This window comes from Micromonospora alfalfae, from assembly GCF_022230925.1.
In the GTDB taxonomy this organism is placed as follows: domain Bacteria; phylum Actinomycetota; class Actinomycetes; order Mycobacteriales; family Micromonosporaceae; genus Micromonospora; species Micromonospora alfalfae.
In genome coordinates, this window is sequence record NZ_JAKKFH010000061.1 from 144642 (window position 1) to 158530 (window position 13889).

General features: G+C 71.0%; 14 protein-coding genes. 8 read left to right on the forward strand and 6 right to left on the reverse strand.

Annotated features, from left to right (window positions below; genetic code table 11):
• Nucleotides 1-81: 81 nt before the first annotated feature.
• Together MED01_RS32805 and MED01_RS32810 are read right to left on the reverse strand one after the other, a co-directional pair.
• Nucleotides 82-738, reverse strand: coding sequence for an HAD family hydrolase (locus tag MED01_RS32805; RefSeq protein WP_238672359.1), 657 nt, complete (start codon nt 736-738; stop codon nt 82-84).
• Nucleotides 739-858: 120 nt separating this feature from the next.
• Complete coding sequence (locus MED01_RS32810) at nt 859-1602, reverse strand: neutral zinc metallopeptidase (protein WP_238672320.1); 744 nt, start codon at nt 1600-1602, stop codon at nt 859-861.
• Nucleotides 1603-2170: 568 nt separating this feature from the next.
• On the opposite strand from MED01_RS32810, the gene MED01_RS32815 reads away from it, so the two are divergent.
• Nucleotides 2171-2563 (forward strand): YciI family protein, encoded by a 393-nt coding sequence (locus tag MED01_RS32815; RefSeq protein ID WP_238661275.1) that lies wholly within the window; start codon nt 2171-2173, stop codon nt 2561-2563.
• Nucleotides 2564-2567: 4 nt separating this feature from the next.
• Nucleotides 2568-3824, forward strand: coding sequence for an RNA polymerase sigma factor (locus tag MED01_RS32820; protein ID WP_372493781.1), 1257 nt, complete (start codon nt 2568-2570; stop codon nt 3822-3824).
• Nucleotides 3825-3903: 79 nt separating this feature from the next.
• Here the strand turns inward: MED01_RS32820 and MED01_RS32825 are convergent, their stop codons facing one another.
• The gene (locus MED01_RS32825; protein ID WP_238672322.1) at nt 3904-5004 is read right to left on the reverse strand and encodes a calcium:cation antiporter; all 1101 of its coding nucleotides are present in this window, start codon (nt 5002-5004) and stop codon (nt 3904-3906) included.
• A 112-nt stretch (nt 5005-5116) separates the two neighbouring features.
• Here MED01_RS32825 and MED01_RS32830 point away from each other — a divergent pair, with 112 nt between their 5' ends.
• Entirely contained in the window at nt 5117-5479 is a 363-nt protein-coding gene (locus tag MED01_RS32830) for a metalloregulator ArsR/SmtB family transcription factor (RefSeq protein ID WP_238672323.1), read from the forward strand.
• Nucleotides 5476-5979 (forward strand): SRPBCC family protein, encoded by a 504-nt coding sequence (locus tag MED01_RS32835; RefSeq protein ID WP_238672324.1) that lies wholly within the window; start codon nt 5476-5478, stop codon nt 5977-5979. The genes MED01_RS32830 and MED01_RS32835 overlap by 4 nt, the downstream gene beginning before the upstream one ends.
• Here the strand turns inward: MED01_RS32835 and mug are convergent.
• On the reverse strand, nt 5976-6545 hold the full coding sequence (mug, locus tag MED01_RS32840) for a G/U mismatch-specific DNA glycosylase (RefSeq protein WP_238672325.1): 570 nt from the start codon (nt 6543-6545) through the stop codon (nt 5976-5978). The genes MED01_RS32835 and mug overlap by 4 nt on opposite strands.
• 62 nt (nt 6546-6607) lie before the next feature.
• Between mug and MED01_RS32845 the strand changes: the two genes are divergently transcribed.
• Complete coding sequence (locus MED01_RS32845; protein ID WP_238672326.1) at nt 6608-7351, forward strand: SAM-dependent methyltransferase; 744 nt, start codon at nt 6608-6610, stop codon at nt 7349-7351.
• Nucleotides 7352-7496: 145 nt separating this feature from the next.
• Nucleotides 7497-8201, forward strand: a complete 705-nt coding sequence (locus MED01_RS32850; RefSeq protein ID WP_238672327.1) for an alpha/beta fold hydrolase — start codon at nt 7497-7499, stop codon at nt 8199-8201.
• A gap of 42 nt (nt 8202-8243) precedes the next feature.
• Here MED01_RS32850 and MED01_RS32855 read toward each other — a convergent pair whose 3' ends face one another.
• Nucleotides 8244-8591 (reverse strand): hypothetical protein, encoded by a 348-nt coding sequence (locus MED01_RS32855; protein ID WP_238672328.1) that lies wholly within the window; start codon nt 8589-8591, stop codon nt 8244-8246.
• Between the two features lie 306 nt (nt 8592-8897).
• On the opposite strand from MED01_RS32855, the gene MED01_RS32860 reads away from it, so the two are divergent.
• Both MED01_RS32860 and MED01_RS32865 read left to right on the forward strand, forming a co-directional pair.
• Complete coding sequence (locus MED01_RS32860) at nt 8898-10085, forward strand: ThuA domain-containing protein (protein ID WP_372493779.1); 1188 nt, start codon at nt 8898-8900, stop codon at nt 10083-10085.
• 86 nt (nt 10086-10171) lie between these two features.
• Entirely contained in the window at nt 10172-13003 is a 2832-nt protein-coding gene (locus MED01_RS32865; RefSeq protein WP_238672329.1) for a PQQ-dependent sugar dehydrogenase, read from the forward strand.
• 45 nt (nt 13004-13048) lie between these two features.
• Here the strand turns inward: MED01_RS32865 and MED01_RS32870 are convergent, their stop codons facing one another.
• Nucleotides 13049-13828 carry a helix-turn-helix domain-containing protein gene (locus MED01_RS32870; RefSeq protein WP_238672330.1) on the reverse strand — a complete coding sequence of 260 codons (780 nt, stop codon included), beginning with the start codon at nt 13826-13828 and terminating at the stop codon, nt 13049-13051.
• Between the last annotated feature and the right edge of the window lie 61 nt (nt 13829-13889).

The following is a 13889-nucleotide window of genomic DNA, read 5'->3' on the forward strand; positions in this document are numbered from 1 at the left end:
CGAGGCCCCCGGTCGCCATCCGCGACCGGGGGCCTCGGCCGTCCGGACTTCGCCGTGCGCGGCGGGCCCGCGGTGGGCCGGTCAGCCGGTCGCCGCGGCCCGATCGGTCAGCAGCTCCGCGAGCAGCGCCAGGTCGACACCGGTCAGGCTCTGCACCTGGTGTACGCCGACAGTGCTCGGCAACGCCACCTCCGCCGGTACGGCCAGGACCGCCGCGCCCGAGGCGAGCGCGCTGGCCACCCCGGTCGGTGAGTCCTCGATCGCCACACAACGCTCGATCGGCACACCCAGCAGCCGGGCCGCGGTCAGGTACGGCTCGGGGTGCGGCTTGGCCGCCACCACCTCGTCGCCGGCGACCACAGTGTCGAAGTTGTCCCGACCGAGGGTGTCCAGGGCGATCTCGACCAGCGCCCGGGGGCTGGAGGTGACCAGCGCGGTGGGGATTCCCGCCGCGCGGACCGCGCGCAACAGCTCGAACGCCCCCGGCTGCCAGGGCAGGCCGGTGCGGAACAACTCCAGGATCCGGGCGTTGATCCACGCCGCGCTGATCTCCGGATCCCGTTCGGGCTGCCCCAGGTCGTCGTGCAGGATGCGCATCGACTCGGCCATGGCGGTGCCGATGATCGACTGGCGGGCGTCGACGGAGAGTTCCCCGCCGTACTCCTTCGCGAGTTCCTGCAACGCGACGTCCCACAGCTTCTCGCTGTCGACCAACGTGCCGTCCATGTCGAAGAGCACAGCGGCGGGGTGATGGCTGCTCAGCGGAACCTCCAGGGTCGTGACCGACACCGGCGATCCTGCCAGCAGCCGCCGGGGCTGGTGGCGGCAACGGGCGCCAGGGTGATCCGGGCAACCCGTTCAGCCCAGGTCGCACTCCTTCAGGGAACCCTCGTAACCCCGGAAGAACATGTCGGTGCGCTGCTCGGCGGTGCCGTGCGCCCCTTCCGCGAACCACGGCTGGTCCGGGTCGTCACCGACCGCCGCCACCCCCTCCCGGAACTCGTCCAAGTCGCCCTCGGCGAGGGTCAGGGCCTCCGAGCGCACCGAGTCGCCGAGGTACGCCCCGGCCATGCAGTCGGCCTGCAACTCCTGCTGGATGGTGAAGCTGTAGTTGATGCCGAGCCGCACCTGGATGGCGTGCGCGTACTCGTGCCCGAGCAGGTAGAACACGAACGCGTCGCCGACCTGGCGGAACGCCGCCACCGACCAGGCGACGTCGTACGCGATGAAGTCGCCCCGCGAGCAGTAGACGGCGTTGTTGCGGGGCAACGCCTGACCGCCACAGGACACCTCGCCGTCGCGCTGGTACGGGATGATCCGCCGGATCGGCTGGAATCGCTGCCCGGACTCCTTGAACTGGGCCGCCCAGTACCGCTCGGCGACCGCCTGCGCGTCGGCGACGTCCTGCTCGAACTCGGCGACGCTCGTGGTGCTGTCGGCCCTGGTGGTGCTCGGCCCCGGTGAGGCTGCCGACGGGTTCGCCCCGGGGCGCTCGGCCTCCGGCTCGGCCAGCCCACCGCCGGCGCAGGCGAGGGAGACCAGTGCGGCGATCAGCAGCCCCGCCAACGGGCCCCGCGCGTCACGTCCGAACCGTGCCCCCACTGTGCCTCCCCAGACATCGGTACTCAGGCTGGTAGTACCCCGACGATAGGACCGCAACGCCCGTCACCGGTTTCACGCACGGCACGGCCGGACGGTTCACGTGCCCCGGGCCTGGGCGGGCAGTCGCAGCCGACGTCAACCGCCCGACTCGCGGCCGCGCTGCCACGTGTCACCCTGGTCACCGTGCCGCTCTGCCTCGTACCTGTGCTGGCGAGCACGAGCGTCCCGCCCAGCCCGAGAGTCGTCGCCCCCCACCTCACCGACCCGCCCCCGCCGTACCACGACGCCAAACGCCACCCCCGCCACGACGACGAAAACCCCCACCACCACCCACACCACAGTCATCCCGCCAACCTAGGCCCCACCCACCACAGCGCCCCTCGGTGATCATGGACTTGGCGTCACCCCGCTCGGCGTGTCGCGACGCCGACTTCACGATCACCGGTTCGGGTGGGAGGCAGATCCGAGGTGGGTGGGATGTCCGGGTGGTGGGTTGAGGTTCGACGTTTCCGGTGAGGGCGCCGGGGTGGTGTCCTCACCGGAGGAGGAGAGAAGAACCGTGAAGTACATGATTTTGCTCTACGGGTCGCAGCAGGACTACGACGTGCTGTCCGGGCGGGCTTCCGACCGGCCGGCGATGTCGGCCGAGCAGATCGCGGCGATGCACAAGCACATGGAGACCTTCCACCAGGCGCTGGCCGAGTCCGGGGAGTTGGTTGACGCCCGGGGCCTGAGCGAGCCGGTGCACGCCCGCCGGGTGCAGGTGCGCGAGGGGGCACCAGTGGTCACCGACGGCCCGTACCCGGAGACGCAGGAGGTCCTCGCTGGTTACACCATCGTGGAGTGCGCCAGCTTCGACCGGGCCACCGAGATCGCCGCCGGCCTGGTCGACCCGGACGCCCCCGGTGGGTACGTGGACGTCCGGCCGGTGCTCGACGGTGTCGAGGACCTGGCCGGCTGACCCGGTGCCGGAGACTCCCGCCGAGGACCTGCTGCGCGAACTGGCGCCGCAGGTCCTCGGCGCGCTGGTCCGCCGCTACGGGCATTTCGACACGGCCGAGGACGCGGTGCAGGAGGCGCTGATCGCCGCCGCGGACGGGTGGCCGCGCGACGGCGTACCGGAGAATCCACGCGGCTGGCTGATCACCGTGGCGTCCCGTCGGCTGACCGACCTGCTGCGTCGCGAGCAGGCCCGGATGCGGCGGGAGGACACGGTGGCCCGGTGGGTGCTCCCGGAGCAGTGGCGCGCCCCCGCCGCGGACCGTCCGCCGGCGGACGCCGACGACACGCTCATCCTGTTGTTCCTGTGCTGTCACCCGGCGCTGTCGGCGGCGTCGCAGATCGCGCTCACCCTGCGGGCGGTGGGCGGGCTGAGCACCGCCGAGGTGGCGCGCGCGTTCCTGGTGCCGGAGGCGACGATGACCCGGCGGATCAGTCGGGGCAAGCAGCGGATCCGTGACAGTGGGTTGCGGTTCGCGCCGCCCACCGGCACGGAGCGCGCCGACCGGCTCGCCGCCGTGCTGCACGTGCTCTACCTGATCTTCACGGAGGGGTACGCCCGCACCGCCGGGCCCGGGTTGCTGCGCGCCGACCTGACCGCCGAGGCGATCCGGCTGACCCGACTGGTGCGCCGGCTGGCGCCCGAGGACCCCGAGGTCACCGGGTTGCTCGCGTTGATGCTGCTCACCGACGCCCGCGCCCCGGCGCGGATCGGCCCGCACGGTGAGCTGGTGCCGATGGCCGAGCAGGACCGCTCCCGGTGGCGGACCGACCAGATCGCCGAGGGGGTCGAGCTGATCACCGGGGCGCTACCGCGCGGGGCGGTCGGGGCGTACCAGCTCCAGGCGGCCATCGCGGCCGTGCACGACGAGGCGCCCAGCGCGGCGGCCACCGACTGGGCGCAGATCACCGCGCTGTACGAGGTGCTCCTCGGGATGTCCGACAACCCGGTGGTGGCGCTCAACCACGCGGTGGCGGTGGCCATGAGCCGGGGCGCGCCGGCCGGGTTGGCGTTGCTCGCCGACCTGGCCGAGGACCCCCGTCTCGCCGACGACCCTCGACTGCCGGCCGCCCGCGCCCACCTGTGGGAGCTGGAGGGCGAGCGGGTCGCGGCGCGGGAGGCGTACCGGATGGCGTCGGCGCGCTCGACGAACCTGGCGCAGCAGCGCTACCTGAACGCCCGCGCGGAGCGCCTCGCGGGCGACCCGCCGCCCACCGGCTGAGCCGACGGGCCGCGCGGGCCACGCGACGGGCCGACGGGCCGTGCGGGTCACGGGCCGACGAGCCGGCGGACCGCGCGGGTCACGGGCTGGCGGCCAGGAAGACGAAGGCGGCCATCAGCACCAGGTGTACGCCGCCCTGCAACACGTTGGCCCGGCCGGGCACCACTGTGAGGACGGCGGTGACGGCGGTGAGCGCGAGCAGGGCGAGCTGGGTGCCGCCCAGGCCGAGCAGCAGCGGGCCGTCCAGCCAGATCGAGGCGATCGCGATGGCCGGGATGGTCAGGCCGATGCTGGCCATCGCCGAGCCGAGCGCGAGGTTCAGGCTGGTCTGCACGCGGTCGCGGCGGGCGGCGCGGGCGGCGGCCAGGGTCTCCGGCAGCAGCACGAGCAGGGCGATGATCACGCCGACGAAGGCGTGCGGCAGGTTCGCCGCCGCAACGCCGGCCTCGATGGTCGGCGAGACGGTCTTGGCGTCGCCGACCACCGCGACCAGCGCCACCAGCAGCAGCCCCAGGCTGACCATCGCCGCACGGGTCGTGGGCGGCTTGGCGTGCTCCTCCGTCTCGATGACCTGGCCCCGGCTGTCGACCGGCAGGAAGTAGTCGCGGTGCCGGCCGGTCTGCACGAGCACGAACAGCCCGTAGAGCGCCAGCGAGGCGACGGCGGCGAAGGCGAGTTGGGCCGGGCTGAACTCCGGGCCGGGCCGGGCCGTGGTGAAGGTCGGGATGACCAGACTCAGGGTGGCCAGGGTGATCACGGTGGCCAGGGCTCCGCCGGTGCCCTCCGGGTTGAACACCGCCACGCGGCGGCGCAGCGCCCCGAGCAGCAGGGACAGGCCCAGTATTCCGTTGCAGGTGATCATGACGGCGGCGAAGACGGTGTCGCGGGCGAGCGACTGGGTCTTCTCCGGCCCGCTGATCATGAGCGTGACGATCAGGGCCACCTCGATCACTGTGACCGCGACGGCGAGCACGAGGGACCCGTACGGCTCCCCCACCCGGTGGGCGACCACCTCAGCGTGGTGCACCGCCGCGAGCACCGCGCCGCCCAGCAGCACCGCGACAACCACGATGACGGGCCCAGGCAGGCTCCGCCCCCAGGTGACCATCAATATCAGGACGGCGAGCACAGGTACGACGAACGTCCAGTCGGTCAGGCGGGAGCGAAGGAGGGCGGCCATGGCGTAAAGAGTGCCAGGTCAAGTGATCATGTGCCCACCATCGACGCGGCGACATGCGGCCGTCCGTGGCCTTCACCACGCCAACCCGTAACCCACAGGTTACGCTTTCCAGGTGAACGAGGTGGCCACCGCGATCGCGGACCCGGTACGACGGCACATCCTGACCCTGCTGCGCGACGAGTCGCTGTCCGCTGGTGACATCGCCCAGCGATTCGTGATCAGCCGACCCGCGATCAGCCGCCACCTGCGGCTACTACGCGAGAGCGGTCTGGTGCACGACGAGATGGTCGGCCGACAGCGGATCTACCGACTCGATCCGCGCCCGCTCGCCCCGCTGGTCGACTGGCTCGCCGCGCTCGCGGCCAGCGACCGGTGGGGCCGGCACCTCGACGCGTTGGAGACCGAGGTCTATCGCACCCGCCGAGAGCGCCGCAGCCGCGGCCCGGCGGAGCACCGAAGGGAGCAAACGGCATGACCCGCACGCCCGCCGGACGCCTGTTCCAGACCGACACCGGCCACGATCTCGTCCTCACCCGAACCTTTCGCGCCCCGGCGGCCGACGTCTGGGCCAGCCTGACCGAGCCGGAGCGTACGGCCCGCTGGTTCGGCCCGTGGGAGGGCGACGCCGGGCCCGGACGGACCATCCGGGTCCAGATGGCGTACGAGGAGCAGCAACCCTGGTGCGAGGTGCGCATCGACGCGTGCGAACCGCAGCAGCACCTCGCCGTGTCGATGGTCGACGACTACGGCAGCTGGCTGTTGGAGCTGTCGCTGACCGAGACCGACGGCACCACCGAGCTGCGGTTCGTGCAGCACCTGAGCAGCGTGGAGGGCATCGCCGAGGTGGGTGCCGGTTGGGAGTACTACCTGGACCTGCTGGTCGCCTCCCGGGACGGCTCGCCCCGCCCGGAGTTCGACGACTACCACCCGGCGATGCAGCCCTACTACCAGGGGCTGGTCGCTACGGCCGGCTAGGGGTCGAGGGCCTGCCGCAGCTTGGCGAACTCGGCGGTCAACGCCGGCAGCGGGAAGTGCGCGTTCAGGCCGCTGGGGTTCGGCAGCACCCAGACCTGGGCCGGGCCCAGCCGGTCCGGTCGCGGGCCCAGCCCGGCCTTCGGTCGGGCGAAGGCGATCCGGTACGCGGTCACCCCGAGGATCGCCACCCAGCTCGGCCGGTAGCGCTCGGCCTTCACCGCCAACCCGGTCACCCCGGCGACCAGCTCCTCCGGGGTCAGCTCGGCGGCGCGGGCGGTGGCCCTGTTGCTCAGGCTGGTGATACCCAGGCCCTGCCGCAACAGCTCGTCGCGTTCCCACGAGTGCAGTTGGCGGTCGGTGAAGCCGGCCCCGTGCAGGGCCGGCCAGAATCGGCTGCCCCGGCGGGCGAACGGCTCCCCCACCGCTGCCGAGTACAGGCCCGGGTTGTAGCCGCAGAACAGCACGCGCAGCCCGGGACCGATGATGTCCGGCAGACCCCGACCGGCCGCCGCCGCCACCTCCTGCGGGGTCGGCCGCCGCGCTGGCCCCACACGCTCCGCGTCCATCTCAGCGATCCTGCCGTACGCCCCGGTGCCAGACCCGGCACACGGCTTGACACTCTCAACGGATGCAGTCAACCGACCACCTCGCCGCCAGCCGTCACGCGCGGATGCGCTGGAACACTCCGCTCTCGCCGGAGCACGCCGCGTTGCTGCTGCAACGGCTCGACGTTCGCCCCGGCGCACGGGTGCTCGACCTCGGCTGTGGTTGGGGTGAGCTGCTGCTGCGGGCGGTCGCCGCCGGCGGTGTCTCCGGCCCGGTCGCGACGCGCGGCGTCGGCGTCGACACCGACGAGGCCGCGCTCGCCCGAGGGCGGCGGCTGGCCGCGGGGCGGTCGCTGAACCGGCACGTCGCCTTCGTGATGGGGGAAGCGGCGGCCTGGCAGGAGCCGGCCGACCGGGTCCTCTGCATCGGCTCGGCACATGCCTTCGGCGGCACCGAGGCCGCCCTCGACGCCCTCGCCGCAGTGGTCCGGCCCGGCGGGCGGCTGCTGTTCGGCGACGCGTACTGGGAACGGTCCCCCACGGCGGAGATCGCCGAAATCTTCGGTCCGGAGGTCCCGACCCTCTCCGGGCTGGTCGAGACCGCCCGACAGCGGGGCTGGCGCTTGCTGCACCTGAGCACCGCCGACCAGCGGGAGTGGGACGACTTCGAGTCGACCTGGCTCGCCGGCCGGCAGGAGTGGCTGTTGGCGTACCCGGAGGATCCCCGCGCGGCCGAGGTCCGCGCGGAACTCGACGACAGGTTGCGCCAGTACGTCGGCGGTTACCGGGGTGTCCTCGGCCTCGGCTACCTCGTCCTCGGCCGCTGACCGTCCGCGGTTGCGGACCCGGCGCCCTCTAGCGGCTGAAGCCTGGACGTTTGACCCACCGCCCCGACCGGCGTGGGGAAGAGTGGTGGGCGAGAGCTGTCGTCGAGCAACGGGCGGCGGCACGGCGTCATGCGGAGGTTTTCGGATGAGCGACACGTCTTCGGCCAGGCCCGCCCGCAACGTCGTCCTGGTCCATGGCGCGTACGCCGACGGGTCCTCCTGGTCCGACGTCATCCCGCTGCTACAGCGGGCCGGGCTGACGGTCACCGCGGTCCAGAACCCGCTGACCTCCCTGGCCGACGACGTCGCGGCCACCAACCGCGCCCTCGACCGGCAGGACGGGCCGACGGTGCTGGTGGGCCACTCGTGGGCCGGCACGGTCATCAGCGAGGCCGGCAACCACCCGAGGGTCACCGCCCTGGTGTACGTCGCCGCCCGCGCACCGGACGCCGGCGAGGACTACGCCGCGCTCGCCGCCAGGTACCCCACGCCGCCCGCGAACGCCGGCCTCGTGCACCACGACGGGTACGCGCAGCTCAGCGAGAGCGCTTTCCTGGCCGACTTCGCCGGGGGAATCGAGCAGACCCGGGCCCGCGCTCTGTACGCGGTGCAGGGCCCGATCACCAAGAACCTCTTCGAGGGCCGCACGACGACGGCCGCCTGGCGGGACCGGCCCTGCTATTACTCGATCTCCACACAGGACCGCACCACCGCGCCGGAACTGGAGCGTTTCCTGGCCGATCGGATGAACGCGACGACCATCGAGGTCGAATCGTCGCATCTCGCCATGGTCACCCACCCGGAGACGATCGCCGACCTCATTCTGATGGCGACCCGGGGCACCCGGTAGGGCGGCAGCGGCTGGCCGCGGGACGGCCTGCCGACGTGGTGCTCAGGTCAGGGAACACGCGGATCCGCAGTACGGGCAGAACGCGCGCTTGGCATTCGAGGTGACCTCGATGTCGCACAGCGCGCAGTGGCCGTTCTCCCACAGGCCCTGGTCGATCCCGAGGCCCCCGTCGTAGTAGTCGCGGTCCGGCCAGGCGACCAGTTCGACGTTGAGGCCCGGTTCGACCTCGTCCGCGTAGTAGGTGACGCTCGCCAGAGTCAGCGCAGTTCGCATGCCGTACGCCTCGGCTGTGTAGTGCGGCAGGGCCCGGCGCAGGACGTCGACCAGCTCGCGGACCGGCAGCGCCACGAGTTGCTCGGCGAGCCGTTCTCGATCTTCGTCGGTGCTCATCGCACCGACGATACGTCTTACCTCCACCCCGCCGTCGGCCGTGCACGGGCGTAGTCGGACCGGAACACGTGGGCTTGACGGGGCCTAGACATCGGAGGTTTACTGCGTCAACGATGCCAGTCGATGAATTTAGATCGTCCATTGTGGGACGTCTGCATCTTCGGCCGGTGTCACCGCCCAACCCCTGCACCCCCACCACCACCTCAGCCGAGCATCGGCGGCCCGGCTTCCGCACCACCGCCATCGCGGCCTCCGGCCTGCCCGTGCGCACAGCCTGAGGTAGACGCTCAGCAGAGGAGCAAGACCATGCGTTCCCGTCCCCGCCTGTTGGCACTCGTCACCGGCCTGGCCGTCATGCTGGCCAGCCTGGTCGCACTGCCGACCCCCGCCTCGGCGGCACCACTGACCAAGGTCCTGGTGTTCAGCAAGACCGCCGGCTTCCGGCACTCGTCCATCCCCAACGGCATCGCCGCGATCCAGCAGCTCGGCTCGGCAAACGGCTTCACCGTCACCTCGACCGAGGACGCCGCCCAGTTCACCACCTCCAACCTGGCCCAGTACCAGGCGGTGGTCTTCATGTCGACCACCGGCGACGTCCTCAACGCCAGCCAGCAGAGCGCGTTCGAGTCGTACATCGCCGCCGGTGGTGGCTACGTCGGCGTGCACGCCGCTGCCGACACCGAGTACAGCTGGCCGTGGTACGGCTCGCTGGTCGGCGCATGGTTCGACTCGCACCCGGCGATCCAGAACGCCACGGTGCGGATCGAGGACCAGACCAACCCCTCGACCGCCCACCTCGGCACCACCTGGGTCCGCTCCGACGAGTGGTACAACTACCGCACCAACCCCCGGTCCAGCGCGCGGGTGCTGGCCAGCCTCGACGAGTCGTCCTACAGCGGCGGCAACATGAACGGCGACCACCCGATCACCTGGTGCAAGGCCTACGGTGGCGGGCGTGCCTGGTACACGGGCCTCGGGCACACCGAGGCGTCGTACACCGACCCGAACTTCACCCGGATGCTGCTCGGTGGCCTCCAGGTCGCCGCGGGTTCCGTGACGGCCGACTGCTCGCCGCGCACCACGACCCCGCCGCCCACCGTCAGCGGCTCCACCCTGCGGGCCCGCGCCAACAACCAGTACGTCAGCGCGCCCAACTCGACCACCGCGCTGATCGCCAACAAGACCTCGGTGAACACCAGCGAGCGGTTCGACCTGGTCAACCTGGCCAACGGCAACGTGGCGCTGCGGGCCAAGAGCAACTCGCAGTACGTCGCGGCCGAGAACGCCGGGGCCGCCGCGCTGATCGCCAACCGTGCCACCGCTGGCGCCTGGGAGACGTTCCAGCTGGTTCGCAACTCCGACGGCACGGTGAGCCTGCGGGCCACCGTGAACAACCGCTACGTCGCCGCCGACAACGCGGGCGCGTCACCGCTGATCGCCAACCGCACCTCCATCGGTCAGTGGGAGAAGTTCGACCTGGTCACCACCAACTGACCTGATCCCCCCGCTCGCTCTCCACCACCACCTGGTCGTGGCGCGCCCCCGCGCGCCCGTCCCCCGGTCGTCGAGAAAGGACGATCATGCTCTCGTATCCCCGGCGCTGGCCCCGGGCGCTCTTCGCGGCGGTTCTCACCGTCGCAAGCGCGGCCCTCGCTGTGGCTGCACCGTCCACCGCGCAGGCTGCGGTGATTCCCGCCTCCGACTATCAGCAGGTCAAGCTCGCCACCGGTTCGGGCGAGCTGGGTGAGGCCATGTCCCTGGCCGTTCTGCCCAACCGCTCGGTGCTGCACACCGCCCGCAACGGTGTCCTACGGGTTACCGACGTGGCCGGCAACACCAAGGTCTCCGGCACCCTGTCGGTCTACACCCACGACGAGGAGGGGTTGCAGGGCGTCGCCGTCGACCCCAGCTTCGCCACCAACCGGTGGATCTACCTGTACTACTCGCCCACGTTGAGCACCCCGTCCGGGGACGCCCCGACCACCGGTTCGCAGTCTGACTGGGACCGGTGGAAGGGGCACCTGCGGCTGTCGCGGTTCACCCTCAACAGCGACGACACGCTCAACCTGGGCAGCGAGAAGATCGTGCTCCAGGTCGCCAATGACCGTGGGCAGTGCTGCCACGTCGGCGGTGACCTGGACTTCGACGCCGCCGGCAACCTGTACCTGACCACCGGCGACGACACCAACCCGTTCGAGTCGTCCGGCTACGCGCCGCTCGACGAGCGGACCAACCGCAACCCGCAGTTCGACGCCCAGCGCTCGGCGGGCAACACCAACGACCTGCGGGGCAAGCTGCTGCGGATCAAGCCGCAGGCCGACGGGACGTACACGATCCCGTCAGGCAACCTGTTCGCGCCCGGCACGGCCAACACCCGTCCCGAGATCTACGCGATGGGTCTGCGCAACCCGTTCCGGATGAGCGTCGACAAGGGGACCGGCGTCGTCTACCTCGGCGACTACGGCCCGGACGCGGGAAGCACGAACTCCAGCCGGGGCCCCCAGGGTCAGGTCGAGTTCAACCGCATCGCGGCGCCCGGCAACTTCGGCTGGCCGTACTGCACCGGCAGCAACACGAGCACCGAAACATACAATGAATACACCTTCCCGTCCGGGCCGTCGCAGTCCAAGTACAACTGCACGGGCGGGCCGACGAACAACTCGTTCCGCAACACCGGGCTCGGCACGTTGCCCGCGGCGAAGCCGGCCTGGATCAAGTACGCGGGTGACTCCGGTTCGCCGTCGGAGTTCGGCAGCGGCTCGGAGTCGCCGATGGGCGGGCCGGTCTACCGGTACAACGCCTCGCTCAACTCCAGCATCAAGTTCCCGCAGTCGCTGGACGGCCAGTTCTTCGCCGGCGAGTACGGCCGCCGTTGGATCAAGGCCATCAAGGTCAACTCCGACGGCTCGCGCGGGGAGATCTCCAACTTCCCGTGGAGCGGCACGCAGGTCATGGACATGGCCTTCGGCCCGGACGGCGCGCTCTACGTGCTGGACTACGGCACCGGCTCGAACAACCAGGCGCTGTTCCGGATCGAGTACATCGGTGGTGGCAACCGCAACCCGATCGCTGTCGCCTCGGCCAACCCCACGTCGGGGGCCAACCCGCTGACCGTCAACTTCTCCTCGGCCGGCAGTTCCGACCCCGAGGGCGGCGCGCTCAGCTACCTGTGGACCTTCGGCGACGGCACCACGTCGACGGCGGCGAACCCCACCAAGACGTACACCACGAACGGCTCGTACAGCCCCACCCTGAAGGTCACCGACCCGACCGGCCTGTCCGGCACGGCGAGCCTGATCGTCACCGTGGGCAACACCGCACCGACGGTGTCCCTCACCGCGCCCAGCGACGGGCAACTGTTCACCTTCGGTGACACGGTGCCCTACCAGATCTCGGTGAGCGACCCGCAGGACGGCACCATCGACTGCTCCAAGGTGAGCCTGACGTACGCGCTGGGCCACGACAGCCACGCCCACCAGATCACCTCGAAGACCGGGTGCAGTGGCTCGATCACCTTGCCGACCGACGGTGAGCATGACTCGGCCGCCAACATCTACGGGGTGTTCGACGCCGCGTACACCGACAACGGCGGGCTGACCACGCACAGCATCAAGACCCTGCAACCGAAGCACCGCCAGGGTGAGCACTTCGGCGCCCAGTCCGGCGTCCAGGCCACCGACCACACCAGCGCCGAGGGTGGCCGCACGGCCGGGTTCATCGAGAACAACGACTGGATCTCCTACCAGCCGTACAACCTGTCCAACGCCAACCGCATCACGGTACGGGCGTCGTCGGCCGGCGCCGGTGGCACCATCGAGGTCCGGGCCGGGTCGGCCACCGGAAGCCTGCTGGGCACCGTCACGGTGCCGGTGACGGGCAACTGGGAGACCTTCGTCGAGGCGTCCGGCACGATCAGCAACCCACCCACCGCGTCGACGACGTTGTACCTGGTCTTCAAGGGTGGGTCGGGCTACCTGTTCGACGTCGACGCGTTCACCTTCGCGACCGGCACCGGTAGCAGCGCACCGGCGAGCACCCTGCGGGCGCAGGTCAACAGCCAGTACGTGTCGGCGGTCGGCACCACGGCACTGATCGCCAACAAGGCCAGCGTCGGCACGACCGAGCAGTTCGACCGGGTGGACGCCGGCAACGGCAACATCGCCCTGCGGTCGCGCGCCAACGGGCTCTACGTCTCCGCGGAGAACGCGGGCGCGGAGCCGTTGATCGCCAACCGCACGTCCGTGGGTGCGTGGGAGACCTTCCAGCTCATCAACAACTCCGACGGAACGGTCAGTCTGCGCGCCACGATCAACAACCAGATCGTGGCCGCCGAGAACGCCGGGGCGGGATCGCTCATCGCCAACCGCGCCTCGGTTGGCTCCTGGGAGAGGTTCATCCTGACCACGGGCTGACGAACGAGTGGTGGGGCCCGGTCTGGTCGCTGACCAGGCCGGGCCCTACCGTGTGAAGTAGGCGGCGCTCTGCTGGTCCGCCGGGTAGTAGGACTCCACAGCGATCTCCTCGATGGTGATGTCCATCGGCGTGCCGAACGTGGTGATGGTCGAGAACAGCCGCAGCTCGCGCCCACCGATCCGCAGGATCATCGGGATCACCACGTCGGCGTCGACCCGTTGGTCCGGCGGCTCCTCGGGCAGCGGGTTCAGCAGTTCGTCGTAGAGCGCCGCGAGTTCCGCGTCGGGAGCGGCGGCGAGCTGACGCGAGATCCGGCTGCGGAACACCGCCCGCACGTCCGCCAGGTTGACGACCAGGGGTGCGAGCCCGCGCGGGTGCAGACCCAGCCGAACCAGGTTCACCGGTGGGCGCAACAGGTCGGGCGCCGCGTACGCGAAGAACGGGTCGACGGCGCTGTTGGTGAGCACGATGTTCCACCGGCGGTCGAAGACCAGCGCCGGATACGGCTCGTGCGCCTGGAGCACCCTGCGGACCGCGTCGAGGGCGCCCGACAGGGCGGTGTCGTCGAGCGGGCGCTGCGCGTACCGGGGTGCGAAGCCGGCGGCGAGCAACAGCTGGTTGCGGTCACGCAGCGGCACGTGGAGCTGGTCGGCGAGCCGGATGATCATGTCGGCGCTCGGCGTGGACCTGCCGGTCTCGACCAGGCTGACGTGCCGAGCCGAGACATCCGCGGCGATCGCCAGGTCAAGTTGGCTGAGCCCTCGGCGCTTGCGCCACTGCCGCAGGAGTTCCCCGACCGCATACATGATCATGAGCCTACTCATCGTCGCTCCGGGCGCCATGAAGTGCGATGTCATCGACAAGCGCACGAGGCCGGGGAAACAC